This is a genomic window from Pseudomonas sp. GW822-FHT03F08 (assembly GCF_058801265.1).
On record NZ_JBXANC010000003.1, the window covers coordinates 534445 to 559809 of the forward strand.

Below are 25365 nucleotides of genomic sequence, written 5' to 3' on the forward strand. Positions count from 1 at the left end.
AAATCATCGAGCCATTCTGAAAACGCATGGATAAAATTCGCCACATCCCCTCCCTGCAAGCTATGCAGGCACTGGTCGAAGTCGCTCGATGCGGCAGCTTCACTCAGGCTGCGCAGACGTTGTGCCTGACCCAAAGCGCCGTGAGCCGGCAGATCCAGCAACTGGAAAGTCACTTCAACGTGGCGCTGTTCGTGCGCACCAGCCGCAACCTGCACCTGACCCCGGAAGGCGAGCAGGTCCTGGCCAGCGCGCGAAGCATCTTCGAGCAACTGAAAACCCTCGAAGAACGCCTCACTCCGCAGAAACGTCCGTTCCGCATTCGCATGCACGTGTCGCTGGCGGTGCGCTGGTTGCTGCCCAAACTCAGCGACTTTTATCTGCGCCATCCCGAGGTCTCGCTGGCCATCGAAACCGTCGCCACCGAAGTCGTCGAACCGACCGGCGACAGCGATGCCTACATCCTTTATTTGCCGACAGCATCAAGCGATCCGGATTGCCTGACGCTGTTTCAGGAAACGCTGGTGCCGGTGTGTGCCCCGAATCTGGCCGAAGCACCGCGCTCAGTGGACGCGTTGCTGCGCTTCCCGCTGCTGCATCGCTCGGTAGATCGCCAGGCGTGGATCGAATGGCTGGCCGCGAACGACGGCAAACCGCTGGAGGATTACCGGCACATCCCGTTCAACCTCGATGAACTGGCACTGGATGCGGCGGCGCGGGGATTGGGTGTGGCGGTGACGGACATGACGCTGGCGGCAGAATCCATCGAGCGTGGTGTGCTGGTGGTGCCGTTCGGGGAGCCGCTGAAAACCGGGGGGATTTACTCGTTGTGCTTGCAGCCGTCGGCGGCTTCGCATCCGGCGTGTGGGGTGGTGATGGGGTGGTTTGCGGGGCAGGCCGAGCGCGAGGTTTGAACGCAGACGTCACACGGGAGCTGCTTTGCGCAACTCCCGCAAAGGGTCTTCATGGCTGGGAAAAGGTCTGGAGATACGCCAACAGATTATCGATCTTCTCCTCATCACTCAGCCCCCAGAAGATCATCCGCGTTCCTGGCACCACACCCTTCGGGTCCTTCAGATACGCCGTCAGCGTTTCACGGTTCCAGGTCACGCCGGAGTTCTTCATGGCATCTGAATACACGTAGTTCGCCGACGTCCCGGCCGGGCGGCCGATGATGCCATTGAGTTCCGGGCCGAATCCAGGACGGGCGGACTCGCCGACCTGATGGCAACCGCCGCACAGACGCGGGAAGATTTTGGCGCCGGCCTCGGCGTCGCCTGCAGCCAGGGTGGATGTGCTGAGCAGGCCTGCGTTGAGGATCAGGGCGAAAGTCAGTAAGGCGCGTTTTTTCATTGCAGGTTCCGGACTGGCGTAAATCGGGCGGCGCAAGGGTAGCATTTTGTGGCGATCCGTAAGGGCTTCGGCTAGCGGTAGGCACCCACCACCTGGCGGACTTTTATCAGCGCCTGACGCAGTACATCCATGTCCACCGACCCCAGGGCAATCCGGATCGCGTGGGGGACGTGCGCCGAAACCACGAACGGTTCGGCGATCGATACCGCAATCTGCTGCTGCATCAACTCGACCACGACCTGATCGGCGCGCGCGTCCTCCGGCAATGGCAGCCAGAGGAAATACGAGGACGGATGGCCGATGTGCTCGATGTCTTTGAGTATTTCGCCCGCCAGCACCTGACGTGCCCGAGCGTCGTGACGTTTTTGCGCTTCGAGCACCGTGACGGTGCCGTCGTCGAGCCAGCTGCAGGCGATCGCGGTCATGACGCCGGGGGTGTTCCAGGTGGTGGCGCGGATGATGCGTTCAAGGGCCGGGACGGTTTGCAGCGGCGCGGCGATGAAGCCGACGCGCAGGCCGGTGGCGATGTTTTTCGAGAGCCCCGAGACGTAAATCGTCCGCTCCGCTGCCAGATCGGCCAACGGTGGCGGCGGGTTATCGACCAGAAAGGCGTAGGCCGCATCTTCGATGATCGTCAGATCATGCTGTCGGGCAATCGCCACCAGTTGTTCGCGCTGATCAAGGGACATGACCCAGCCGAGCGGATTGTGCAGGGTCGGCATGCTGTACACCGCACGCACCGAGCGGCTGCGGCAGAGTCGCTCCAGCGCCGGCAAGTCCGGCCCGTGATCGGTCACCGGAATCGCCACCACTTCCAGGTGCAACGCTTCGGCCAGCACCTTGAAGCCGGAATAGGTCAAGGCATCGGCGGCAATGACATCACCGGGTTTGAACAACGCCATCAGCGCGACGGCCAGCCCCTGTTGCGCGCCGTTGACGATCAGCACTTGCTCGGCATCGACCTTCAGGCCACGGGTTTGCAAATGCCGGGCGACCGAGGCGCGCTCGTGTACTCGACCCGCGTGGGGTTGATAGCGCAGCAGCGCTTCGAGGTCGCCGGACAGCGCCAATTGCCGCAGTGCCGTTCGCAGCAACTCGGCCTGACCGGGCAAGGACGGGTAGTTGAAATTGAGGTCGACCATGCCGACCGCCACGTCTTTCTGATCGATGCTATGCCCCGGCGGCAGCGACGTCTCCCGCACAAACGTACCTCGCCCCGCTTCGCCGCTGACCAGGCCCATCGCCTCAAGCTCCGCGTACACCCGCGACGCCGTGACCAGCGCCAGCCCTTCGCTGGCGGCCAGTTGCCGGTGGGTCGGCAGCCGCGTGCCGGGCAACAGGCGACCGCTGCGAATATCGGCGGCATAGGTATCAACGAGGGTCTTGTAACGGGAGCGCGGCATGTCGGGATGTATCCATGACAATTCTTTGATTGTGCTGATTTTCAGCCATAGGATGAACCGCAAGCAACCCCACTCTTGAGCGTGACCCAACATGGAACAAACCTCGAATCTGCCCGCACCGGCCCTGGAAAAAACCAGTGGCTGGATCAACGGTTTCATCGGCGTCGTGATTTTCAGCGGTTCGCTGCCGGCCACGCGGCTGGCGGTGGTGGAATTCGACCCGGTGTTCCTCACCGTCATCCGCGCCACCATCGCCGGGGTGTTGGCGCTGTGCCTGTTATGGCTGTTTCGCGAACGACGTCCGGCGCGGAATCAGTGGTTTTCGTTGTTGATCGTGGCGTTGGGCGTGGTCGTGGGTTTCCCGTTATTGACTGCCCTCGCGCTGCAATACGTGACGTCGGCGCATTCCATTGTTTTTGTAGGATTGCTGCCACTGGCGACAGCGATTTTCGGCGTGTTGCGCGGCGGTGAACGACCGCGTCCGGTGTTCTGGATCTTTTCGGTGCTAGGCAGTTCACTGGTGATCGGTTTTGCTGTTTCACAAGGCCTGACCGCCTCGCCCACCGGCGATCTGTTGATGCTGGCGGCGATCCTCGCCTGCGGTCTCGGTTATGCCGAAGGCGCAAAACTCTCGCGTACCCTCGGCGGCTGGCAAGTGATCTGCTGGGCGCTGGTGCTTTCGTTGCCCGCGATGGCCGTATTAAGCGTATGGCTGGCGCCCGTCTCGTTCAGTGGCATCAGCGTGTCGGCGTGGGTGTGCCTGGCTTACGTTTCGCTGTTCAGCATGCTGATCGGTTTTGTGTTCTGGTATCGCGGACTGGCTCAGGGCGGGATTGCGGCGGTCGGACAGTTGCAGTTGTTACAGCCGTTCTTCGGCCTGGCGTTGGCGGCGACGTTGCTGCATGAGCACGTCAGCACCGGCATGCTGGTGGTCACGTTGGGCGTGATCCTGTGCGTGGCCGGGGCGAAGAAATTCGCCAAATAATCTTCAGCTCACTCCAGCCTTCCACTCCCGTGGGCTGAGCCCGGTCTTACGCCGAAACGCCCGGGCCAGCGCCGAAGGGCTTTCATAGCCGACCTCTTCGGCGATCAGGGCGATCGGTCGGCCTTCGCGCAGGCGTTTCTGCGCGAGGCTGATTCGCCAGCTCACCAGATAATCCACCGGCGTCTGCCCCACCACTCGCCGGAAGTGCTCGGCAAAACCGGCGCGGGACACATGCGCGGTCGCAGCCAGTTCGGCGACGCTCCAGGCCTTGGCCGGTTGGTCGTGCATCAGGCTCAACGCACGAGAAATCTTCGGATCCGCCAACCCCGCCATCATCCCCGGCTGCTGATTGCGACTGCTGATCAGATGCCGCAGCAACAGAATCACCAACAGCTCGAACAGCCGATCCATCACCGCTTCACGCCCGCAATGGCCGTCGAATGCCTCTTTAAACAACCACTCCAGGGTGCTGGCCATTTCAGGAAGGTCGGCGAGTTTCAGCACCAGATAATCCGGCAGCGCCGCCGCCAGCGCATTGCCTGCGCCACCATCGAAGGTCAGTGAGGCGCACACCAGTTGCGTGTTCATGGCCTCGTCGGCGAACAGTCGGTGAGCAAACGGTCGGGGGAAGAAAATCAGGGTCGGTTCACTGAGCGTGAGTTCGGGGTCATTCCCCGGCTTGAGCAGCACCTGCCCGGCCTGCAGCAGATGCACATGGCCGCAGACCTGATCGCCACCGTAGGCACTGATGCCGCAGAAGGTACCGCTGTGGAAGGTGCCGGCATTGACGCCGAAGTGGCTGAGCAACGTGGACAAGCGATCCATGGAAGAATCCCCGACGGAAGGTTTGGACGATCTGTCGTATATCCTCGACGATTTGCACCCAAAGCACCAGTTGCGCTCAATAACATGACCTCCATCCCCGGCGCACTTCGCACCGGACTTTCGGAGAATCACCATGAGCCGCATCGTTCCTGTCAGCCTCGAAACCGCCACTGACGCCACTCGCCCGACGCTTGAAGGCGTGCAGAAAAAAATCGGCTTCCTGCCCAACCTGTTCAAGACCCTGGCTGTTGCGCCCGCCGCACTGGATGCCTACGTGCAAATCTCCGCCACACTGGGCAAAACGTCCCTGAGCGCCAAGGAAAAAGAAGCGGTGTACCTCGCCACGTCGCAGGTCAACGGCTGCGATTACTGCCTGGCGGCACACACCTTGTTTGCCAGCAAGGCCGGACTGGCAGCGCAGGAGATTGTCGAGGCGCGTCACGGTCGGCTGAACGCCTTCGCCGCCCTCGCCCATCAACTGACGGAAACCCGTGGCCATCTGAGCGATGAACAGATCGCCGCCGCCCGCGCTGCCGGCATCGACGACAAGAAGATCATCGAAGTGATCGCCATCGTCGCCGCGCAGACCCTGACTAACTACCTCAACAACGTGGCGCTGACCGACATCGATTTCCCGGCCATCGATGCCTGATCAGTGACCGGGGTCGATCTCAGTCGTGATCGACCCCGGCGCGTTTCAGCAGTTTCTTGCAGCGCTCGGACAGGTGAAACACCTGCAATTGCTTGCCGGCCTTGGCGTAACGTTCGCGCAGGGTTTTCAACGCAGCGATGGCCGAGTAGTCGACAAAGCTCAGATGCCGGCAGTCCAGCGTCACCCGCTGTGGGTCGCTGGCCGGGTCGAACTGATTGAGGAACGGCGTGGTCGAGGCAAAAAACAGCGTGCCGTGCAGGCGATAGAGTTTGCTGCCGTCGGCTTCCAGGTGTTCATCGGCGTACAACTCGCGCGCTTGCTGCCAGGCAAAGTTCAGCGCCGCGATGATGATCCCGCACAGCACTGCCGTGGCCAGATCGGTGAACACCGTGATGGTGGTTACCGCGATGATCACCAACACATCGTTGAGCGGCACTTTGTTCAGCACCCGCAACGAGGCCCAGGCAAACGTCTGCTGCGACACCACGAACATCACCCCCACCAGCGCCGCCAGCGGAATCCGCTCGATCAGCGGCGACAGAAACAGAATGAACAGCAGGATCAACACCCCCGCCACCACCCCGGACAACCGCCCGCGCCCGCCGGAACTGAGGTTGATCACGGTCTGGCCGATCATCGCGCAACCACCCATGCCGCCGAACGCACCGGACACCATGTTTGCCGCGCCCAGCGCCACGCACTCGCGATCCGGGTAGCCACGGGTTTCGGTGATTTCATCGGTGAGGTTGAGGGTCAGCAGGGTTTCCAGCAGGCCGACCATAGCCATCAAAATCGCGTAGGGCGCGATGATGCGCAGGGTGTCCAGCGTCCACGGAATGTCCGGCAGCGCGAACGTCGGCAGACCGCCGGCGATGTGCGCCATGTCGCCGAGGGTGCGGGTCGGCAGGCCAAGCAGATAAACCAGCAAACCGACGCCTAGGATCGCCACCAGCGCTGGCGGCACCGCGCGGGTCAGGCGCGGCAGGAGGTAGACGATGGCCATGGTCAGCAGCACCAGCCCGGTCATCAGGTACAACGGCGTGCCGCTGAGCCACTGCTCACCGCTTTTGAAATGCTCCAGTTGCGCCAGCGCAATGATGATCGCCAGACCGTTGACGAACCCTAGCATCACCGGGTGCGGCACCATGCGCACCAGTTTGCCCAGGCGCAACAGCCCGAACGCCATCATGATCAACCCGCCAAGCAACACCGTCGCCAGCAGATACTGCACGCCGTGCTGCACCACCAGCGCGACGATCACCACCGCCATCGAACCGGCCGCCCCGGACACCATGCCCGGCCGACCACCGAACAGCGCGGTCAGCGTGCAAATGATGAAGGCGCCATACAGGCCCATCAGTGGATTGAGGTGAGCCACCAGCGCAAACGCAATGCATTCGGGTAACAGGGCAAACGAGGTGGTGAGTCCGGCCAGGACATCGGCGCGCAGACGAATCGGTTTCATGGCTTACCTGACAAAGCGGCCGACACGGGCGGCCACTGCATTCGCGGGAAAAAGAGGGTTGCGGATGTTACGCAAATGCCCGGGCACGGGCCAGTGATCGCTGACAGGGACGGGTTGGCGCTCTATGCTTGCGGGCTTCATTGATCTACGGGTTTGAACATGTCACCTCTATCCGCCCGCGAAGTTTGCCAGTGCCTGCGTGATGCCGCGCTGGGCGTGCGCCATTTTCGGGTGACAGGCCCGCGATCCGGTCAGGTTTCAGTCGACATTGAAGGCTGGAACCTGCAACTCGACTTCGACGGCCAACACCTGCACCACTGTTGCGAATGTCGTTGTCCGCAAGGTCGTCGATGGACACTCGACACCCGGCAACGCTTTGGCACCGATCCGGTCAGCCTGCTGAGTACCTGGGAACTGGCCCGGATCGAAGCGTTGTTGCGACAGGTTGATTGACTCACGGCAAAGAAGGTTGCCGGATGATGGCACTCTGCCCATAATTCGCCCCCCCTTCTTCAACGCGCAAGGAACTGCCGTGAAAAAAACCCTGCTGTTGGTCCCGCTGTTTGCTCTGCTCCTGCAAGGCTGTGGCATGACCATGACCCGCTACGAGCCAAGCTTCGACAACGTTCAAAAGCTCAAGCAAACTCCGCCGCTGCACGCGATCAGCAATCCGCAGGTTACCGCCGAGTCGGGTGAAGGCTCGTTGATGGTCCGCGCCAACCCGATCAAGTCGCCGACAGGCAGCATCCCGGCGCATATCCAGGACGCGATCACCGAAGAACTGCGCAAGGCCGGCCTGCTCGACCCGAACGCCACTCGCCACCTGCAAGTGCTGGTAGTGAAAAACCAGTTGAATGCCGGGATGGGCACCGGTGACGGCAAGATTGCCGCGCGCTTCACGATGCTCGACGGCAAGAACGTGGTGTACGACGCGACCAAAGAAGTCAGCCATCAGTGGAACAGCAGCTTCTTCGGCTTCATCGCGATCCCCAACGCGACCAACGCCTACAACCCGATGCTGCAGGATTTGCTGAAGGATCTGTACAGCGATCCTCAGTTCATCCAGGCCCTGAAGTAAGGGCAAAAAAAAAGAGCCGCGATTGCGGCTCTTTTTTTGGCTTCCTGTCGACGGGCGAGTCGTTCAGAGCGCCGAGTATTTCGGGCTGTTGCTTTCAGCCCACTGCTTGAGCAGCGCGTTGACCTGACGATTGAAGGTGTCATTAACCGCGTCTTTAGGGGTGTTGGCCATCAGCGGGATAAACCAGATACCGAACCAGGTGCCAACCGCGTCATGGTTGCTGGCAGTGGCCATCGCCTGGCCGTTCTGGTCGAGGGTTTCCAGGCTCAATGTGTACTGGTCGGTACCATAGGCCGGGATGACCATCATGCTGAAACCGCTGATGAACGCCAGTACCATCGAACCGGCATTCGGCGGATGGTTGTACATCTTCAGGCGCAGGCTGTAATCGCCTGGCTGCTTCTCGAACTGATCGAGGGTCACACGGCCGAACAGACCTGAATCCTTCAGGATCTTTTGCAGCTGTGGCTTGAGATTGTCACGCGCTTGCGGAATCTCCACGGCGGAAGCGCTTTTCGGCTCGCCCTGGTAGAAGTCGAAATCCACATAAACGTTAGGTTTGTTGGTGTAGTTGGCCATCGATGGCAGCGTGACCGGTGCTACTTCATCCTTGGTGAAACTGGCACAGCCGCCCAGCGTGAGCACCAGACCCAGCGCAAGGATTTTCCCGAATTGCATGATGTCGTCCCTAAAGTGATATCAAAGAGCCTCCATTGCGGAGCGCCGGGGCGGATTCTAGTGATCGCCCGCGCTCGGGAAAAGACCTGATTCGGGAAAACCTGAAAATATTGCCGGCTCAGCCCTGCCGCAGGTCGAGCACGTAAGTGTAATACCCGGTGTCACGCACCCAACCGAGAGACTCGTACAACCCCTGGGCGGTGAAGTTGTCAGTGGCGGTTTCCAGCACCAGCCCCTTGGCACCGGTTTCCACGGCGAAGTCGCGCGCGGTGTTCATCAGCAATCGTCCGACGCCACGGCCTCGGGCGGCCGGCGTGGTGAACAGGTCGCTGAGCAGCCAGGTGCGGTGGGCGTCTATCGAAGAAAACGTCGGGTACAACTGGACGAATCCCAGCGCATTACCGCTTTCGTCCTCAACCAGAAAAATCGCCGATTCATTGCCGGCCATGCGCTCGGCGATGAAGGCCCGCGATTGCGCCAGGTTCGACGGCTGGCCATAGAAACCGCGATAACCATCGAACAGTTCGGCTACCGCATCCAGATGTTCCGCGTGGGCGCGCAGTGCCTGAAGACTCATATCCCCTCCCCGATCGATTCCAATGATTGCACCAGCATAGCGCTGTCCGTCGAGTTCGCTGGCTTAACCGCTATATAGTTTTGTATATTGCGAGCCCGAAATGGCCAGACCTTCCATGCCGTCCATGAGCAGCATCCGCGAACGCAACCAGCAACAGATCCTCAAAGCCGCCAGCGAAGAGTTTGCCTCCAACGGCTTCGACGCGACCCAGACCCGCGACATCGCGGCCCGTGCCGGGGTGCCCAAGGCCAATCTGTATTACTACTTCCAGAGCAAGGAAAACCTCTACGGCAAAGTGCTGCTCGGCTTCGTCGAGCCGCTGCTGGAAGCCTCGGCGGTGCTGCGCGAAAGTGATGACCCGCTGATCGGCCTGCGCGCCTACGTCGCCGCGCGCATCCGCATTGCCCGTGAGCATCCGGCGATTGCCAAAGTGTTCAGTGGTGAACTGCTACTGGGCGGTCGCCAGTTGCCTGACGAATGCCGTGACCTGCTGCATGCCGAAGCCAGGCGCAATGTCGAGTGCCTGCGCAGCTGGATCGAACGCGGCTTGCTGGCCCCGGTCGATCCCGAGCATTTGATGTTGTTCATCTGGTCGGCGACGCGCACCTACACCAATATCGGCTGGCAGATGGGGCGCATCACCGGGCGGGAAGTGCCGCAGGATGAGGATTATGCGGTGGCGGCGGATACCATTACGCGGTTGGTGTTGGGCGGCGTGGTATCCGAGTCGATGAGTGATGTTCGCAGGTTGATGTTTGCGACTTGAAGAGTCAGGGCATGAAATCCAGCGGCAGCGTTCCTTCAGCCGACTTCTGCTTGTACCAGGCCTGCATGGCATCGGGTAAACGAGTCTTCCATTGCGGCACGTTGGTGTAGTAACGGACACGGGATTTTCCCTGTCCGTCGTAGGCCATCACCATTACCCACAACTGATTGTCTGGCGCACTCATGAACATCGCGGTATTGCCCAGACCACGCATCCACATCTCCACCATTTGACTGCCCGGCACATCGGCACTGGGGTCGCCAGTCATCATTGAGCCGGATATTTCCACCAGCAATTGATAGTCAGTCTTGAGCAATGTGCGCAACGTTTCGTTTTCTTCAGTTGAACGGGCCAAACCGAGGCTGAGCAAATCGTAATCAAGCTTCAAGGGTTCGTCGGATGCCACATAACGGCCAGCGTAATAAACACCCATCCCACCGCCGCAGTCGGCATCGGCACCGTCCTGCATCACGTGGAGTATTCCGTTGATTGCCGTAAAACTCAGCGAACATTGTTCTTCGTCGTAATCAGCCTGTTTCCCCTTCAACGAAGCAACGCCTTCCAGATTGCCGGAGTTACCACCCTCCGCTGCCGAAACATCAAAAGTTATATGCGTCGCGTCGCGCCGCTTGGTTTTTATTTCTGCGGCGGACGAAGGGCTTCCTGGGATGAGCTGCCAGGTAGAGTCCCAATTGAACGGCTTGGCGGCGTACTCAAGTTCGGCAATCCGCATCAGATATTCCCGACGCAGACAGGCCATCTGTTGGTCGCAGCCCTTGCGGTTCTTCAGCCACTGCCGCTGGTCGGCCTTGAGCGCTTGCGGGTCAGCCACCTGCGCCAACGTTGTCTGCCAAAGCACCCCAAGTTTCTCATCAAGTCTCGACGTATACGGGTCCGCACAAATGGCTTTTTCAACCGGGCTGGAAGCGCCAGCGCAGTCAAAACTGGCAGCGTGAGTGTTGGCAGCAAAAACGAGAGACGTCAGCAGCAAGGCGTGACGGAGATTGAAAGCGAGCATCGACAGATTCCATTCCTGAGGCGGCGGCAGTATGCCGGGCCCGGACTATCGATGCTCTGGAATTTTCACCGGTTGCAGGCAGACAACCGGGGGCTTCGGCAAAAGAGCATCAGAACGCGATGTCAGCCGCCGGCTTCACATCGATCCGTGCTACGGAACCGGTCAGGTGCGCCCAGTCCTTGTTGTGCTCGGCGATGATGTCTTCGGCGCTCATGTTGCCGTTGTCGACGGTGGAATGTGCGTCGGCCGCCAGTTCCACGTCATAGCCCAGTTGATGGGCCTGGCGCACGGTGGCGTTGACGCAGTAATCGGTTTGCAGACCGCAGATCACCAGGCGGTCGAAGTCTTCCCGGGGGATCAGTTTCTGCAGGTTGGTCTGGTAGAACGAGTCGTTGGCGGTCTTGTCGACGCGCAGATCGCCCGGCGCGGTGGCCAGGCCGTCAGCCAGTTGCCAGCCCTCGGTGCCGTGGACGAACGGACTGTCCTTTTCGTTATGCTGGATCAGTACGACTGTAACCCCAGCCTTGCGCGCGCGGGCACTGAGGCCGTTGATGGTGTCGATCACCCGTTTGATGTCGTGGCACTCGTATTCGCCTGTGCACAGGGCGCGCTGGACATCGATGATCAGCAATGCGGTGGTCATGGTGAGCCTTCCTTGATCGGTCCTTGAGACAGGGGCGGACGTGTGCCCGCCCCCTTTTTACCCTTCTCAGTAACCCAATGACAACCCGGTGTTGCGCCGTGGATCGTTGGCGCCGTAGAAGCGGTTCTTGCCGACCGGTTTACCGCCCAGCGACGGCGCGCCGACCAGAATGGCAGCGATGTGGTTGGCGTCCTGCGGACCCGCGAACTTATGGCCCCAGCTCTCGAGAATCTTCTTCGTGTCGGGGCTGGCGGCGAAGTCTTCGAGGTTGGTCTGTTCCGGCATCCACTGCTGGTGGAAACGCGGCGCATCGACCGCTTCCTGCAGGCCCATGCCGTAGTCGATGACATTGAGCATGGTCAGCAAGGTTGCCGTGATGATGCGACTACCACCCGGCGTGCCCACCACCATCACCACCTTGCCGTCCTTGGTCACGATGGTCGGGCTCATCGACGACAGCGGCGCCTTGCCGGGCGCGATGGCGTTGGCTTCGCCCTGCACCAGGCCATACATGTTCGGCACGCCGACTTTCGAGGTGAAGTCGTCCATTTCATCGTTGAGGATCACCCCGGTCTTGCTCGCCATCACGCCTGCGCCGAACCAGTCGTTGAGGGTGTAGGTGACAGACACCGCGTTGCCCCATTTGTCGACGATCGAGTAGTGCGTGGTGTTGCTGCCTTCGTGCGGCGCAACGCCGGGTTTGAGTTCCGCAGACACGCCGGCCTTCTGCGGCTGGATCGCGTTGCGCAGCTTGGTCGCGTAGTTCTTGTCCAGCAGATGTTCGATCGGGTTCTTCACGAAATCCGGGTCGCCCAGATAGCTGTTGCGATCCACATACGCGTGGCGCATCGCCTCGATCTGGTAGTGCATGCCTTGGGCCGAATGGAAGCCCAGATCTTTCATCGGGTAGCCTTCGAGGATGTTCATGATCTGGCAGATCACCACCCCGCCGGAGCTTGGCGGCGGTGCCGACACGACGTGATAACCGCGATAGTCGCACTCCACCGGAGCCAGCTCGCGGGTCTTGTATTTGTCGAGGTCGGCCTGGGTGATGATGCCCTTGTTGGCCTGGCTGGAAGTGACGATCGCGTCGGCGACCCAGCCTTTATAGAAACCGTCCGCACCTTTTTCGGAAATGGTGCGCAGGGTTTTACCGAGGTCCTTCTGCACCAGTTTCTGCCCGACCTGCATCGGCTCACCGTTGCTCAGAAAGATCGCGCCGGAGTCTTTGATGTCCTTCTTGAACACGTCGGTGGCGTAATCCAGCAGATCGACGTCGCCCTGCTCCAGCGCAAAACCGTCTTCGGCCAGTTTGATGGCCGGGGCAATCATTTCCTTGCGCGGTTTGGTGCCGTACTTGCTCAGCGCCAGCTCCATGCCGGACACGGTGCCCGGCACGCCGACCGCGAGGTGGCCACGGGTACTCAGGTCCGGAATGACGTTACCGTCCTTGTCGAGGTACATGTTGGCCGTCGCGGCCAGCGGGGCTTTTTCGCGGAAGTCGAGGAAGGTCTTGCGCCCGTCCGCCAGTTGAATGGTCATGAAACCACCACCACCGAGGTTGCCCGCCGCCGGGTAAACCACCGCCAGTGCATAACCCACGGCGACCGCCGCATCCACCGCGTTGCCGCCACTTTTCAACACGTCGACACCCACGTGAGTGGCCAGGTGCTGGGCGGTGACCACCATGCCGTTTTCGGCGGCGACCGGGGCAACCGAGGCGGCGTGAGCCATGAGGCAGCTGAGCGCCAACGAGGTCGCAATCAGCGATTTGGCAAAAGGTTCGTACTTCATGAGTCGGTCTCTTCTTTTTATAAGGTAGGAAAGCGCTTCAAGAGCATCAGCCAGTATGGTCGCGATTACGGTTTGCGCCTCCCCGATCCGGCAGTATGCTGGGCGCAGTTTTCGCCCCCGTCCCGGAGTTTTTCCCATGGCCTACACGTTCATCACCCTGCCCTCGCCTGTCGGCGAGTTGAAGCTGGTCGCGAACGGCTCACGTCTGGCCGCCATCCTCTGGGAAAACGACAAACCGAACCGGGTGCGCCTCGGGCCGATGAACGAAGCCCCGGACAATCCGGTGTTGATGAAAACCGCGCAGCAACTGGAAGAATATTTTGCCGGGACGCGAAGTGCGTTCGATCTGGATCTGGATTTCGCCGGCACCGAGTTCCAGAAAAAGGTCTGGGCCGCATTGCTCACCATTCCGTTTGGCGAAACCCGCACCTACAGCCAGATTGCCCGGCAGATCGGTCACCCCAGCGCAGTGCGCGCCGTCGGCGCGGCGAACGGCAGAAACCCGATTTCGATCATCGCGCCCTGTCACCGGGTGATCGGCGCGTCGGGAAAACTGACCGGGTTTGCCGGAGGCCTTGAAGCCAAGGAGCGGTTGCTGACACTGGAAGGTGGCCAGTGGTCAGACATCGGCAAGACCGGTGATCTGTTTTAAGCGCCGAAGAAGTGATTCATCGCCGCGTACTGCAACAGCATGATGGTCTTGGCATCGCAGATTTCGCCTCGATGAAACGCTGCCAGTGCATCGTCGAAACGCCACTCCAGCACTTCAAGTTCTTCGGTTTCCTCTTCCAGGCCGCCGCCATCGCCGACCTTCGACTTCGCGTCATATTCGGCGACGAAGAAGTGCAGCTTCTCGGTCACTGAGCCCGGGCTCATGTATGCCTCGAACACCTTCTTCACGTCATGCACGCGGTAACCGGTTTCCTCCTCGGCCTCATCGCGAATGCGCTGCTCCGGTGCTGCGCCTTCCAGCAACCCGGCAGCGACCTCGATCAGCAAACCGTCATGACCGTTGACGAACACCGGCAGACGGAACTGGCGAGTCAGTACCACTGTGCGTTTTTCGCGGTTGAACAACAGAATTGCCGCACCATTGCCACGGTCGTAGACCTCGCGGGTCTGGCGTTGCCATTCACCGTTGTTGCGCAGGTAGTCGAAGGTGATTTTCTTCAGCAGGTACCAGTCGTGGGACAACACCTGAGTGTCGACGATATTGATCCGCTCGGCGGTGTTGGGCATGACGCTTCATCCATTGTTGTCATCGGGAGGTCCCATGTTAGGCGAAAAAAAGCCCGGCAGCGCTACCGGGCTTTTTTATTCGATTACCGCTGGCGGGCCATGTCCGCAATCGCGACATCAGGCTCCGGCGAGGCAGCTCCTGCGCCGTTGATCAACGGTCCATAACGCCGGCTGAACTCCCAGTTGTACGGCACGCGATCCTTGCTGGTGCCGTTGTCCCAGTTCACCGACCACGTCATCAGGCCCTTGATCAGGTGCCCTTTGACCGCCAGGCGTTTCATCGCATTGCCGACCACGTTCTTGTCGATCACGTAACCGGTGGCAGCGGCGTCGATGTTGGCCGGCAGGCCGATGACGAACTTGTCCGCAGGGATTTTGGTGAATCCGCGAGTGCCGGTCACCAGACTTTCAGTCAGGTAATAGAGGAAGTCCTCTTTCAACGCATCGTTGTTCTGCGCGATCCACGCCCCGTTGCCATTGTTGGCCTCCGGTACCCAGACACCGTCACCGCCCTGGTTGTAGAACTGCGGCGCGATGAAGTCGTAGTAGCCTTCCAGCGCCTGCAAGTAACCGACGTATTTGCCAGTGGTGGTCAGGTACGGAAACTCCGGGGCCATGCTGATGATGAAATGCTTGCCCTGGCCTGCGTAGTGATCCTTGACCAGTTTCAGGGCGGCCGGCAGGACGGTCTTGTTGGCAGCGAAATCAATCGCGCTCTGTTCAAGATCGATGTCCAGCCCGTCGAAGCCGTAGGTTTCCACCAGACGGATGATTTCGTTGGCCAACGGCTGCTCCTGCCCGGCACGCAACTCGATGTGCGCATCGGCGCCGCCGAGGGAAATCAGCACGGCCCGGCCCTGGCTGTTGAGTACGCCAACCTGGCGGCGGAACTCGGCATCGGAGACGTTGAACGGCTTGAAGGTCGGAATCCCGCTGCCCTTCATGAATGCGACCGCAACCACGTTGTAGTCCTTGGGCACGTTTTCCAGGGCGATGTTGGCGAACTGACCACGCTGATAGCCATCGCTTGGGCCGGCCGGCCAGTTGTGCCAGAAACCCATGAGGATCTTCTTGCCAGCGATGCTCGGCATCAGCGAAGCCGCGTCGCTCGCCTGGTTTTGCAATAAGGTGAAGTCGATATTTGACATGTTCTAATCCTTCAGAACGTGTAGGTGGGTGTTACGGACTTATTTGAAGTCCACATCGAAGGCCTGATAGAAGGCGTTGCCGGTGTTGGCGACGATCCACATCAGGACAACAACGTGATGACCTTGCTTGTTGGCCGGAAGTTTCACTGCGTGATTGACCTTGGCCTTCAGCTCCGCCGCATGACTGTAGTACGGCACTTGCGGATAGAAGTCCTCGGCGAACGGTTTTGCTTCCAGTTGTGCACGGGTGATGCGTTGTTTCGGGTCCCAGCCATCCTTGGTGATCAGCCAGCGGTAACCGCGAGTGGTGTGCGGCGCGGTGTATTCCCATTTGACTTCAAGGGTCTGGCCAGGGGTGACGTTGAGCAGCGGCCAGGTGAACGGACGACCGAGTTTCTTGCTCATTTCCTCGTCGGTGAAGTTCACGCAATCGCGGGCATCGTCCTTGCCACCGCTGAGAATGTGGCCGTCGGCCGGAGGCACGACACTCGGGTTATCCGACTCGAAAGGCGCCGGGAACGGGCCGGCCGCCAGTGCCGGGAAGTTCTTGCCACCTTCCATCTCGTTGACCTGCCAGCCACCGAGCAGTCCTTGTTCGATGGCCACCGCACCGCGGCTTGCAGGGGAAATGACGCGACCGTGTCGCAGTTGGGTTTGAGCTTGTGGTTGGTTCATGTTTTTCACTCCGTTGATTTAAGAACTCTCCTTTCCGAGGAGAGGCCTTCAAGCTAACGGAGGGGGATTTTTTGTCCATCGGCGGTTTTGTCGCAGCCTGCGGCGGTGAAATGCGTAAAACACCGAAAATACTGGATATAAATACAGTACATTGCGACGACGCTCACCCAACGCATGGCAAAAAGCCTACACGGCGTCATTACAAAAACCTGCATTCACCGGCTCAGGGAAGCTGCGCCTTGAACTCCTTTTCATACTGCCCGGCGAGCTGTTCTTTCTGTTTGTCGTCGAGCAGCTTGCCGGCCATCTGGAAGAACTTCTGCTCCTCCTCCTTCAAGTGGTGATGGACCTTGTCCGAGAGCTTTTTCGCCGTGGCCAGCCAGGCCGGGCTGGACATTTCGGTCTCGTCGAGCTCCTCCATCATTTCGTCCATTTCATGGTGTTCGGCGATGGCGTGGCGACTGAGATCGACGCCGTTGTCGAACTCCATCAACGGGATGTAGAAGTGGCGTTCTTCGGCCGTTTCGTGGGCCTGCAGTTCGGCTTTGAGTTGCTTGTAGGCTTCGACGCGTTCCGGGGTATCGCCACTGGTCTTGATCAAGGTCTTGGCGTACCCACGCTGGCGATCGTGGCTCTCGCGAAGGGCTTCGAAAATGTTCATGGACTCTCCTCGATAAACGCATTCGGAATGAACGCCTTCAAGGGCTAGACCCCAACGCTGGAGCGACGGTTCCAACTGTTCGATGCCGGGATGGATCAATTGACCGAGGCGCGATAGGCTGCCGGTTCACTGCCATAAGGATGTTGCACATGAGTTTACGGATCGAGCTGTCGCAAGACTCTACAGAAGAAGAACGCCTGGCCATTCTGGCGCCGCTGCACGCCTACAACGTCGCTCAGGCCGGGATTGCCGTATCGGAGCCGCTCACGCTGCTGGTACGCGATGAACACGACACCATTCTGGGTGGACTCTATGGCCGGTTGGTCTGCCAGTGGCTGTTCGTCGATCTGCTGTCGGTGCCGGAGCAGGGTCGCCACCAGGGGATCGGGTCGAAACTGATGCGCATGGCCGAAGACCTGGCGCGTGAGAAGGGTTGCATCGGGGCCTGGCTCGACACCTTCGATTTTCAGGCGCCGGAATTCTACAAAAAGCTGGGATATAGCCAGTTTGGCGAGTTGTCGGATTACCCGCCGGGGCACAAACGCATGTTTTTCCAGAAGCGTCTGGACGTCTGAACCCCGCGGATCGCCAGGTGTTACAGACAGGTCGCCAACGCCGCCAGCCGGCGCTTGGCGACAAAGTCATCCTTCTGCGCGTAGTAGCTCAGCACCGTGCCGGACGCATTCGTGGTCACGTCGACAAACGACTCCGCCGAACGGGTGTAGACCGTCGAACCGCCCTTCTTGCCCGGTTGCAGATACGCCGCCGCATCGACGCCGAACACCGCTTCGTCCTGCCAGGCGAATTGCACGCACTGGGCCACGACTTTCTCGGGTTTGTCCGAGTTCAGGACCTTGTAAGGGGTTTGCGTGCGGGCGTCTTCCATCGCCGAACCCGCGCAACCGGCCAGCAGGGTTGCCGCCAGTGCCACCATCAGCATTCGCATTGCATTCGCTCATTCGGAAAAAAAACGGACTGTATCACCGCAACGCGCAAAATCGTTCTGCTTTACTGCATTTAGAGCGCGACACCCGCCGGCCGCTGCGGCACATTAAAGGTCATCAGCCCCACAAGGAAACCCCATGGCGCCTACCGACCAGCGACATGAACATGCCCTGAAACTGTTTCTCGATGCACACCCTGAAGTGCGCGAAGCCCTCGATCATCTCAACCCGTTGCTGGCCCAGGCCAAAGGCGAAACCCCGGCACAGTACCGCGAAGAACGCCTGCACGAAGCCTTCGAAGCCGAGGCCGAAAGCCAGGGCTTGTTTGCCTGGGAACTGACGCTGCAACTGACCGCTGCAACGCCCGAGGACTATCAGGCGCAACGCCTGGAAGTGCACCGGGAAGTGGCGGAGATGGCCGGGATGGACTGGTTGGAATATTGCGACCTTTATGGCATAGAACCCTGACCTCTACGCAAGGACATCCGCACCAATGCTGCCAACCCTCTCGACTCACCGCGCCAGCCCCGGCCACTTGCATATGCAGAAATGGCGCGGTCGCGTAGGGCTGGCCATGGTGGCCGCGCTCTCGGTCCTGGCGGGGATGACCGATGCCATCGGCTTCATGGCCAGTGGTGACTTCGTTTCATTCATGAGCGGGAACACCACACGGCTGGCGGTGGCGATCAGTGATGGCGATGTGAGTCTGACGCTGCGGCTGGTGATCCTGGTCGCGACGTTCATCCTCGGCAACACCCTCGGCGTGGTGATCGGTCGCCTCGGCAGGCGCCGCGCACTGCCGTTGCTGCTGTGCATCGCGACACTGCTCTGCGGGGCCGCCGCCTGGCCGTCAGACGTGCAACTGCCGGCGCTGCTAGCGGCAATCACCGCCATGGGCATGCTCAATGCCGCGGTGGAAGAAGTGAACGGTCTGGCGGTCGGACTGACCTATGTCACCGGTGCACTCTCGCGGTTCGGTCGCGGTCTGGGACGCTGGATAATGGGCGAGCGGCGCAATGGCTGGCGCGTGCAACTGGTGCCGTGGAGCGGCATGTTCATCGGCGCCATCCTCGGTGCCGTGCTGGAGCATCACCTGGGGCTAAAAGCGCTGTACGCCAGCGGATTGCTGGCTGCGTTGATCGGCCTGATCTCGCTGAAAATCCCCCGGCGCTGGCAGTTGGGGTACATGCCGCGCTGAAGTCTGCGGCAACATCCACTTCGCCGCCCCGCCGAGAAAGCTTTATCATGGCCGCAGTTTTGCTGATCGAGTCCGTCATGAAGTTCGCCATTGTGTTGTTTTCCGCCGCCCATGCGCCCTCCTCGCGCCGCGCCCTGCTGTTCGCGCAGGCTGCGCTGGCCGGCGGGCATGAAATCGTCCGGCTGTTTTTCTATCAGGACGGTGTCTACAACGCGTCTGACGCCGTGGTCACGCCGCAGGACGAACTGGACCTGCCCAAACAGTGGCGAACGTTTATCACCGAACAAAACCTCGACGGTGTGGTGTGCATCGCCGCCGCTTTGCGCCGTGGCGTGTTGAATGCCGAGGAAGCCGGGCGTTATCAGCGTGATGCCGTGGCGGTCAGCGCACCGTGGGAATTGTCCGGCCTCGGCCAGTTGCATGACGCGGTTCAGGATGCCGACCGTCTGATCTGTTTCGGAGGCGCATGACATGGCCAAGTCCCTTCTGATTATCAGCCGTCAATCACCGTGGTCCGGCCCCGGTGCCCGTGAAGCATTGGACATCGTACTGGCCGGCGGCGCCTTCGATCTGCCGATCGGCCTGCTGTTTCTCGACGACGGTGTGTTGCAACTGGCCGCCGGGCAAAACGCCAAGGCCCTGCAACAGAAAGACCTGAGCGCCAACCTGCAAGCGTTGCCGATGTTCGGTGTGGAAGAGCTGTTCTACTGCGCCGACAGCGCCAGTGCTCGCGGCCTCGGCGATCGTTCGCTGGACGAGGCTCAGCCTTTGGCCGCCGATGAAATCACCGCCCTCATTGACCGTTACGACCAGGTGATCACCCTCTGATGTCGACTTTGCATGTGTTGTCCCATTCCCCGTTCGGCGACGAACGCTTGACCAGTTGCCTGCGCCTGCTCGGTTCTGCCGACGCGCTGTTGCTATCTGGCGATGCTGCTTATGCGCTGCAACCCGGCACTGCGCCGTTCATTGCGCTGGAAACCCGTCGGGTGAAACTCTTCGTTCTGGCCGAAGACGCGCAAGCCCGCGCCGTGCAGGTTCCGGACTGGGCCGAAGCCATCGATTACCCGGCCTTCGTCGAGCTGTCGATCCACCACGACAAGGTCAACAGCTGGCTATGAATGCGCTGACCGTCGGCGCCCGCGCCATCGAACTGGACAAGGACGGCTTCCTGGTCGACCTCAACGACTGGTCGGCCGAAGTCGCCAGCGCCCTCGCCGCTGCCGAAGACATCGAGCTGAGCGCCGAACACTGGGAAGTCCTCGAACTGTTGCGCAGTTTCTACGCCGAATTCCAGCTGTCCCCGGCCACCCGGCCGCTGATCAAATACACCGCGCTCAAGCTCGGCGCAGAGAAAGGCAACAGCCTGCACCTGAACCGACTGTTCAAAGGCACCCCTGCCAAACTCGCCGCGAAACTGGCGGGCCTGCCCAAACCGACGAATTGCCTATGACCGACTATCCAGCGCTGACCCTCGAAACGCCCGCCGAGCACCCGTTCGCCCAGTTCGTGCGCATCCTCGGCAAGGGCAAGCGCGGCGCTCGCGACCTGACCCGTGAGGAAGCCCGGGAGGCCATGGGCATGGTGCTCGACGAAGCCGTCGAAGAAACCCAGCTCGGCGCCTTCCTGATGCTGCTGCGGCACAAGGAAGAAAGCGCCGAGGAAATGGCCGGCTTCACCGAAGCCCTGCGTGAACGCTTGCAGGCTCCAGCGTTGCACGTCGATCTGGACTGGCCGACCTATGCCGGCAAGAAACGTCACCTGCCGTGGTATCTGCTGGCAGCCAAGTGCCTGGCACAGAACGGTTTGCGCATCTTCATGCACGGCGGCGGCGCGCACACCGCCGGGCGTTTGTATTCCGAACAACTGCTCGGTGAACTGAACATCCCGCTGTGCCGCAACTGGCAACAGGTCGGCGCGGCGCTGGACAACGGTGGCCTGGCGTTCATGCCACTGTTGGACTGGGCACCGCAGCTGCAGCGAATGATCGATCTGCGCAATACCCTCGGCCTGCGTTCGCCTATTCATTCGCTGGCGCGGATCCTCAATCCGTTGGGCGCGCGTTGCGGCTTGCAGAGTATTTTCCACCCCGGCTATCAGGCTGTGCACCGCGATGCCAGTGGTCTGCTCGGCGATACGGCGATCGTGATCAAAGGTGACGGCGGCGAAATCGAGATCAACCCGGATGCCGACAGCCACCTGTACGGCACCACCGGCGGCGAGAGCTGGGACGAGGAATGGCCGCAGTTGTCGGCGCAACGCCACGTCAAACCGGCGTCGCTGGATGTCGAGCATCTGAAGGCCGTCTGGCGTGGCGACGTGGTCGACAGCTATCCGCAAATGGCCCTGATTTCGACCATGGCCCTGGCCCTGCGAGGCCTTGGCCAAAGCCGCGAACAAGCCTTCGAAACTGCCGAGCAATACTGGGCCGCACGGAACAAATCGATTTAACCGATCATTCACGCCCGATCTTTGCGCTTTTTGTTCGAACTCATCGGAATAGACTCGGCTCCAACGATTATTGGTTTGTGGAGTCTTGATCATGGGTTTACTCGTCGACGGCCGCTGGCAGGACAAGTGGTACGAAAGCAGCAAGGACGGCGCGTTCCAGCGCGAGCAGGCGCAGCGCCGCAATTGGGTCACTCGCAACGGCGCGCCAGGCCCGAGCGGTGAAGGCGGTTTTGCCGCCGAGGCCGGGCGTTATCACCTCTACGTCTCCCTCGCCTGTCCGTGGGCGCATCGCACGCTGATCCTGCGCAAGCTCAAGGGCCTGGAAAGCCTGATCGATGTTTCGGTCGTCAGTTGGCTGATGCTGGAAAACGGCTGGACCTTCGACCAGAACCTCGGCTCGACCGGCGACAAACTCGACCACTTCGACTTCATGCACCAGCGCTACACCGCTGACACCGCCGACTACACCGGCCGCGTCACCGTACCAGTGCTGTGGGACAAAAAGCTCAAGCGCATCGTCAGCAACGAATCGGCGGAGATCATCCGCATGTTCAACAGCGCCTTCGACGACTTGACCGGCAACGATCTGGACTTCTATCCGGCGCCGTTGCGCGGTGAGATTGATGCGTTGAACGAGCGGATCTATCCCGCCGTGAACAACGGCGTGTATCGCGCCGGGTTTGCTACTTCGCAGAACGCCTATGAAGAGGCTTTCGATGATGTTTTTGCCGAACTCGATCATCTGGAGCAACTGCTGGGCGCCAACCGTTATCTGACGGGTGAATACCTGACCGAGGCGGACGTGCGGTTGTTCACCACGCTGATTCGTTTCGACGCGGTGTATCACGGGCACTTCAAATGCAATCTGCGGCGGATCAGCGATTATCCGAACCTGTCGAACTGGCTGCGTGAGATGTACCAGTGGCCGGGCGTTGCCGAGACCGTGGATTTCCAGCACATCAAGAACCACTACTACGGCAGCCACAAGACCATCAACCCGACCGGGGTTGTGCCGAAGGGGCCGGAGCAGGATTTCAATGTGGCCCATGACCGGGACCGGTTGGGCGGGAAAGGGGTTTGGCGCAAAGGTTGAGAGCAGGATCGTTCCCACAGCGTGGGAACGATCACTTCAGAGTCGTCAGATTTGACCCTGAGCGCCCTCGAACCACGCCAGCTTCTCGCGCAGTTGCACCACTTCGCCGACGATCACCAGCGTCGGCGCATGGACTTCATGCTCCGCCACCAGACGCGGCAGGTCGGCCAGCGTGCCGGTGAAGACCCGCTGATTGACCGTGGTGCCCTGCTGGATCAGCGCTGCCGGGGTATCGGCCGCACGACCATGCTTGATCAACTGCTCGCAGATGATCGGCAACCCCACCAGGCCCATGTAGAACACCAAGGTCTGCGCCGGCGCGACAAGGTCGGCCCACGGTAGATCGGTGGAACCGTCCTTCAAGTGCCCGGTGACGAAACGCACCGACTGCGCGTAATCACGATGGGTCAGCGGAATACCGGCATACGCCGCGCAACCGCTGGCCGCGGTGATGCCCGGCACCACCTGGAACGGGATGCCATGGGCCGCCAGTTCCTCGATCTCCTCGCCGCCACGGCCGAAGATGAACGGATCCCCGCCCTTCAACCGCACCACGCGCTTGCCAGCCTTGGCCAGATCCACCAGTTGTTGGTTGATCTGATCCTGCGGCACGGCGTGATCGGCGCGACGCTTGCCGACGTAAACCCGCTCTGCATCGCGACGGCACAGCTCAAGAATCGCCGGAGCGACCAAACGGTCATACAGCACCACATCGGCTTGCTGCATCAGGCGCAAGGCGCGGAAAGTCAGCAGATCCGGATCACCCGGCCCCGCGCCCACCAGATACACCTCGCCCGTGGCCACGGCCGCTTCGCCATCGATTTTCGCCTGCAACAGACGTTCGGCTTCAGCGCCCTGCCCGGCCAGTTGCCGGTCGGCAATCGGCCCCTGGAACACGTCTTCCCAGAAGGCACGACGCTGCTGCACATCGGGAAACAGGTTTTTGACCTGATTGCGAAAACGTGCGGCCAGACCGGCCAGATGGCCGTAGGTCGAAGGAATCCAGGTTTCGATCTTGGCGCGAATCAGCCGGGCCAGCACCGGCGCATCGCCGCCGCTGGAGACCGCAATGATCAGCGGCGAACGATCAACGATCGCCGGGAAGATCACGCTGCACAGCGCCGGCGCATCCACCACGTTGACCGGCACGCAGCGCCGATGAGCATCGGCGGAAACTTGCGCGTTCAAGGCTTCATCGTCGGTGGCGGCAATGATCAGCCCGCAACCGTCCAGATCCGTTTCGGCGTAACCGCGCGACAGACACTCGCCACCGCTGGCGGCAACCAGCTCGCGCAGTTGCGCTTCGATTTCAGGTGCGACCACCCGCAGCAGCGCACCGGCATCGGCCAGCAGGCGGGATTTGCGCAAGGCAATCTCCCCCCCACCGACGACCAACACACGACTGCCGCGCAGGTTGTGAAACAGCGGCAGATATTTCATTTAGCCGATGACCTCAAGGCCACCCATGTAAGGCTTCAGCACGTCCGGCACACGGATCGAACCGTCGGCCTGCTGGTAGTTTTCCAGCACGGCCACCAGGGTACGACCGACCGCCAGACCCGAACCGTTCAGGGTGTGTACCAGCTCAGGTTTGCCGGTTTCCGGGTTACGGAAACGCGCCTGCATGCGGCGGGCCTGGAAGTCGCCGCAGTTGGAGCACGACGAAATTTCACGGTATTTGTCCTGGCTCGGAATCCACACTTCCAGGTCGTAAGTCTTGACCGCGCTGAAGCCCATGTCGCCGGTGCACAGCGCCAGGGTACGGTAAGGCAGACCCAGCAGTTGCAGGACTTTCTCGGCGTTGGCGGTCAGGCTTTCCAGCGCTTCCATCGACGTCGACGGCTCGACGATCTGCACCATCTCGACCTTGTCGAACTGGTGCTGGCGGATCATGCCGCGAGTGTCACGACCCGACGCGCCGGCTTCGCTACGGAAGCACGGGGTGTGGGCGACGAACTTGATCGGCAGCTGCTTCGAATCGACGATTTCACCGGCCACGATGTTGGTCAGCGACACTTCGGCGGTCGGGATCAGGTACAGATCGGCTTCGCCTTCGCGAGCGATCTTGAACAGGTCTTCTTCGAACTTTGGCAGTTGACCGGTGCCTTGCAGCGCCGGGGCCTGAACCAGATAAGGCGTGTAGGCCTCTTCGTAGCCGTGCTCGGTGACGTGCAGGTTGATCATGAACTGCGCCAGTGCGCGGTGCAGACGGGCAATCGGGCCACGCAGCAGCGCGAAACGCGCACCGGACAGCTTGGCGGCGGTTTCGAAGTCGAGCCAGCCGAACTTCTCGCCCAGGGCCACGTGATCCTGAACCGGGAAATCGAAGGCCGTCGGAGCGCCCCAGCGGCGGACTTCGACGTTGCCGTCTTCGTCTTCGCCAACCGGTACCGATTCGTGCGGCAGGTTCGGAATGCCCAGCAGGATCGAATCCAGTTCGGTCTGGATCGCGTCCAGCTCGACTTTACCGGCGCTCAGTTCGCCCGCCATGCGCTCGACGTCCGCCATCAACGGCGCGATGTCTTCACCGCGCTGCTTGGCCTGACCGATGGATTTGGAACGCGCGTTACGCTCAGCCTGCAGTGCTTCGGTGCGGGTCTGGACGGTCTTGCGCTGTTCTTCCAGCGCTTCGATGCGCGCGACATCCAGGGCAAAGCCACGGGAAGCCAGGCGGTCCGCTACGTCCTGGAGGTTGCTACGTAACAGTTTGGAATCGAGCATG

Annotated in this window: 32 protein-coding genes; 16 read left to right on the forward strand and 16 right to left on the reverse strand. The window is 60.9% G+C overall.

What is annotated here, in order from left to right; all coding sequences use genetic code 11:
* Positions 1-26 precede the first annotated feature (26 nt).
* Entirely contained in the window at positions 27-911 is an 885-nt protein-coding gene (locus AC1RME_RS09565; RefSeq protein WP_096822619.1) for a LysR substrate-binding domain-containing protein, read from the forward strand.
* Positions 912-960: 49 nt separating this feature from the next.
* On the opposite strand, the gene AC1RME_RS09570 is transcribed toward AC1RME_RS09565, so the two are convergent.
* Entirely contained in the window at positions 961-1350 is a 390-nt protein-coding gene (locus AC1RME_RS09570; protein ID WP_096822620.1) for a c-type cytochrome, read from the reverse strand.
* A 71-nt stretch (positions 1351-1421) separates the two neighbouring features.
* Positions 1422-2753 carry an aminotransferase-like domain-containing protein gene (locus AC1RME_RS09575; protein WP_096822621.1) on the reverse strand — a complete coding sequence of 444 codons (1332 nt, stop codon included), beginning with the start codon at positions 2751-2753 and terminating at the stop codon, positions 1422-1424.
* Between the two features lie 91 nt (positions 2754-2844).
* On the opposite strand from AC1RME_RS09575, the gene AC1RME_RS09580 reads away from it, so the two are divergent.
* On the forward strand, positions 2845-3738 hold the full coding sequence (locus tag AC1RME_RS09580) for a DMT family transporter (RefSeq protein ID WP_096822622.1): 894 nt from the start codon (positions 2845-2847) through the stop codon (positions 3736-3738).
* A 3-nt stretch (positions 3739-3741) separates the two neighbouring features.
* Here the strand turns inward: AC1RME_RS09580 and AC1RME_RS09585 are convergent, their stop codons facing one another.
* Entirely contained in the window at positions 3742-4563 is an 822-nt protein-coding gene (locus AC1RME_RS09585) for an AraC family transcriptional regulator (RefSeq protein ID WP_096822623.1), read from the reverse strand.
* A gap of 133 nt (positions 4564-4696) precedes the next feature.
* On the opposite strand from AC1RME_RS09585, the gene AC1RME_RS09590 reads away from it, so the two are divergent.
* Positions 4697-5215: a carboxymuconolactone decarboxylase family protein gene (locus AC1RME_RS09590; protein ID WP_096822624.1), complete on the forward strand. Its 519-nt coding sequence runs from the start codon at positions 4697-4699 to the stop codon at positions 5213-5215.
* A 19-nt stretch (positions 5216-5234) separates the two neighbouring features.
* Here the strand turns inward: AC1RME_RS09590 and AC1RME_RS09595 are convergent, their stop codons facing one another.
* Positions 5235-6680, reverse strand: a complete 1446-nt coding sequence (locus AC1RME_RS09595) for a SulP family inorganic anion transporter (protein WP_096822625.1) — start codon at positions 6678-6680, stop codon at positions 5235-5237.
* Between the two features lie 159 nt (positions 6681-6839).
* Between AC1RME_RS09595 and AC1RME_RS09600 the strand changes: the two genes are divergently transcribed.
* The gene (locus tag AC1RME_RS09600; protein ID WP_096822655.1) at positions 6840-7133 is read left to right on the forward strand and encodes a DUF7693 family protein; all 294 of its coding nucleotides are present in this window, start codon (positions 6840-6842) and stop codon (positions 7131-7133) included.
* Positions 7134-7212: 79 nt separating this feature from the next.
* On the forward strand, positions 7213-7758 hold the full coding sequence (locus AC1RME_RS09605; protein WP_096822626.1) for a hypothetical protein: 546 nt from the start codon (positions 7213-7215) through the stop codon (positions 7756-7758).
* A 63-nt stretch (positions 7759-7821) separates the two neighbouring features.
* On the opposite strand, the gene AC1RME_RS09610 is transcribed toward AC1RME_RS09605, so the two are convergent.
* Positions 7822-8436: a hypothetical protein gene (locus tag AC1RME_RS09610; RefSeq protein WP_096822627.1), complete on the reverse strand. Its 615-nt coding sequence runs from the start codon at positions 8434-8436 to the stop codon at positions 7822-7824.
* A 118-nt stretch (positions 8437-8554) separates the two neighbouring features.
* On the reverse strand, positions 8555-9013 hold the full coding sequence (locus tag AC1RME_RS09615; protein WP_096822628.1) for a GNAT family N-acetyltransferase: 459 nt from the start codon (positions 9011-9013) through the stop codon (positions 8555-8557).
* Positions 9014-9137: 124 nt separating this feature from the next.
* Here AC1RME_RS09615 and AC1RME_RS09620 point away from each other — a divergent pair, with 124 nt between their 5' ends.
* Positions 9138-9779, forward strand: a complete 642-nt coding sequence (locus AC1RME_RS09620; protein WP_096822656.1) for a TetR/AcrR family transcriptional regulator — start codon at positions 9138-9140, stop codon at positions 9777-9779.
* Positions 9780-9783: 4 nt separating this feature from the next.
* Here AC1RME_RS09620 and AC1RME_RS09625 read toward each other — a convergent pair whose 3' ends face one another.
* The 3 genes from AC1RME_RS09625 to ggt form a co-directional block, all read right to left on the reverse strand.
* Entirely contained in the window at positions 9784-10797 is a 1014-nt protein-coding gene (locus AC1RME_RS09625; protein ID WP_096822629.1) for a lysozyme inhibitor LprI family protein, read from the reverse strand.
* A gap of 109 nt (positions 10798-10906) precedes the next feature.
* Positions 10907-11440 carry a cysteine hydrolase family protein gene (locus tag AC1RME_RS09630; RefSeq protein WP_096822630.1) on the reverse strand — a complete coding sequence of 178 codons (534 nt, stop codon included), beginning with the start codon at positions 11438-11440 and terminating at the stop codon, positions 10907-10909.
* A gap of 66 nt (positions 11441-11506) precedes the next feature.
* Entirely contained in the window at positions 11507-13234 is a 1728-nt protein-coding gene (gene ggt, locus AC1RME_RS09635; RefSeq protein WP_096822631.1) for a gamma-glutamyltransferase, read from the reverse strand.
* 136 nt (positions 13235-13370) lie between these two features.
* Here ggt and AC1RME_RS09640 point away from each other — a divergent pair, with 136 nt between their 5' ends.
* Positions 13371-13886, forward strand: coding sequence for a methylated-DNA--[protein]-cysteine S-methyltransferase (locus AC1RME_RS09640; protein WP_096822632.1), 516 nt, complete (start codon positions 13371-13373; stop codon positions 13884-13886).
* Here the strand turns inward: AC1RME_RS09640 and AC1RME_RS09645 are convergent.
* From AC1RME_RS09645 to AC1RME_RS09660, 4 genes are all read right to left on the reverse strand, one after another.
* A complete protein-coding gene (locus AC1RME_RS09645; protein ID WP_096822633.1) occupies positions 13883-14473 on the reverse strand; it encodes an NUDIX domain-containing protein in 591 nt (196 codons plus the stop codon). The genes AC1RME_RS09640 and AC1RME_RS09645 overlap by 4 nt on opposite strands.
* An 83-nt stretch (positions 14474-14556) precedes the next feature.
* Positions 14557-15621 carry a chitinase gene (locus AC1RME_RS09650; protein ID WP_096822634.1) on the reverse strand — a complete coding sequence of 355 codons (1065 nt, stop codon included), beginning with the start codon at positions 15619-15621 and terminating at the stop codon, positions 14557-14559.
* Positions 15622-15660: 39 nt separating this feature from the next.
* A complete protein-coding gene (locus AC1RME_RS09655) occupies positions 15661-16296 on the reverse strand; it encodes a lytic polysaccharide monooxygenase auxiliary activity family 9 protein (protein WP_096822635.1) in 636 nt (211 codons plus the stop codon).
* A gap of 223 nt (positions 16297-16519) precedes the next feature.
* Positions 16520-16957, reverse strand: coding sequence for a hemerythrin domain-containing protein (locus tag AC1RME_RS09660; RefSeq protein WP_085712365.1), 438 nt, complete (start codon positions 16955-16957; stop codon positions 16520-16522).
* 149 nt (positions 16958-17106) lie between these two features.
* Here AC1RME_RS09660 and AC1RME_RS09665 point away from each other — a divergent pair, with 149 nt between their 5' ends.
* Positions 17107-17532, forward strand: a complete 426-nt coding sequence (locus tag AC1RME_RS09665; protein WP_096822636.1) for a GNAT family N-acetyltransferase — start codon at positions 17107-17109, stop codon at positions 17530-17532.
* Between the two features lie 20 nt (positions 17533-17552).
* On the opposite strand, the gene AC1RME_RS09670 is transcribed toward AC1RME_RS09665, so the two are convergent.
* Positions 17553-17903 (reverse strand): hypothetical protein, encoded by a 351-nt coding sequence (locus tag AC1RME_RS09670; protein WP_096822637.1) that lies wholly within the window; start codon positions 17901-17903, stop codon positions 17553-17555.
* A gap of 136 nt (positions 17904-18039) precedes the next feature.
* On the opposite strand from AC1RME_RS09670, the gene AC1RME_RS09675 reads away from it, so the two are divergent.
* The 8 genes from AC1RME_RS09675 to AC1RME_RS09710 all read left to right on the forward strand — a co-directional run bounded on the left by AC1RME_RS09675 (position 18040) and on the right by AC1RME_RS09710 (position 22643).
* Positions 18040-18369 (forward strand): DUF6388 family protein, encoded by a 330-nt coding sequence (locus AC1RME_RS09675; RefSeq protein WP_096822638.1) that lies wholly within the window; start codon positions 18040-18042, stop codon positions 18367-18369.
* 25 nt (positions 18370-18394) lie between these two features.
* Entirely contained in the window at positions 18395-19099 is a 705-nt protein-coding gene (locus AC1RME_RS09680) for a YoaK family protein (protein ID WP_096822639.1), read from the forward strand.
* 77 nt (positions 19100-19176) lie between these two features.
* Positions 19177-19569, forward strand: a complete 393-nt coding sequence (gene tusD, locus AC1RME_RS09685) for a sulfurtransferase complex subunit TusD (RefSeq protein ID WP_096822657.1) — start codon at positions 19177-19179, stop codon at positions 19567-19569.
* Between the two features lies 1 nt (position 19570).
* On the forward strand, positions 19571-19927 hold the full coding sequence (tusC, locus tag AC1RME_RS09690) for a sulfurtransferase complex subunit TusC (protein ID WP_192558394.1): 357 nt from the start codon (positions 19571-19573) through the stop codon (positions 19925-19927).
* Positions 19927-20220: a sulfurtransferase complex subunit TusB gene (gene tusB / locus AC1RME_RS09695; RefSeq protein ID WP_102622708.1), complete on the forward strand. Its 294-nt coding sequence runs from the start codon at positions 19927-19929 to the stop codon at positions 20218-20220. The genes tusC and tusB overlap by 1 nt, the downstream gene beginning before the upstream one ends.
* Positions 20217-20552, forward strand: coding sequence for a TusE/DsrC/DsvC family sulfur relay protein (locus AC1RME_RS09700; protein WP_085732133.1), 336 nt, complete (start codon positions 20217-20219; stop codon positions 20550-20552). Before tusB ends, AC1RME_RS09700 begins: the two co-directional genes overlap by 4 nt.
* Positions 20549-21550 (forward strand): glycosyl transferase family protein, encoded by a 1002-nt coding sequence (locus tag AC1RME_RS09705; protein ID WP_096822642.1) that lies wholly within the window; start codon positions 20549-20551, stop codon positions 21548-21550. Before AC1RME_RS09700 ends, AC1RME_RS09705 begins: the two co-directional genes overlap by 4 nt.
* Before the next feature lie 91 nt (positions 21551-21641).
* Entirely contained in the window at positions 21642-22643 is a 1002-nt protein-coding gene (locus AC1RME_RS09710; protein WP_096822643.1) for a glutathione S-transferase family protein, read from the forward strand.
* Positions 22644-22688: 45 nt separating this feature from the next.
* Here AC1RME_RS09710 and cysG read toward each other — a convergent pair whose 3' ends face one another.
* Positions 22689-24083 carry a siroheme synthase CysG gene (cysG, locus tag AC1RME_RS09715; RefSeq protein ID WP_096822644.1) on the reverse strand — a complete coding sequence of 465 codons (1395 nt, stop codon included), beginning with the start codon at positions 24081-24083 and terminating at the stop codon, positions 22689-22691.
* Positions 24084-25364, reverse strand: a complete 1281-nt coding sequence (gene serS / locus AC1RME_RS09720) for a serine--tRNA ligase (protein ID WP_096822645.1) — start codon at positions 25362-25364, stop codon at positions 24084-24086. It abuts the gene before it with no gap.
* Between the last annotated feature and the right edge of the window lies 1 nt (position 25365).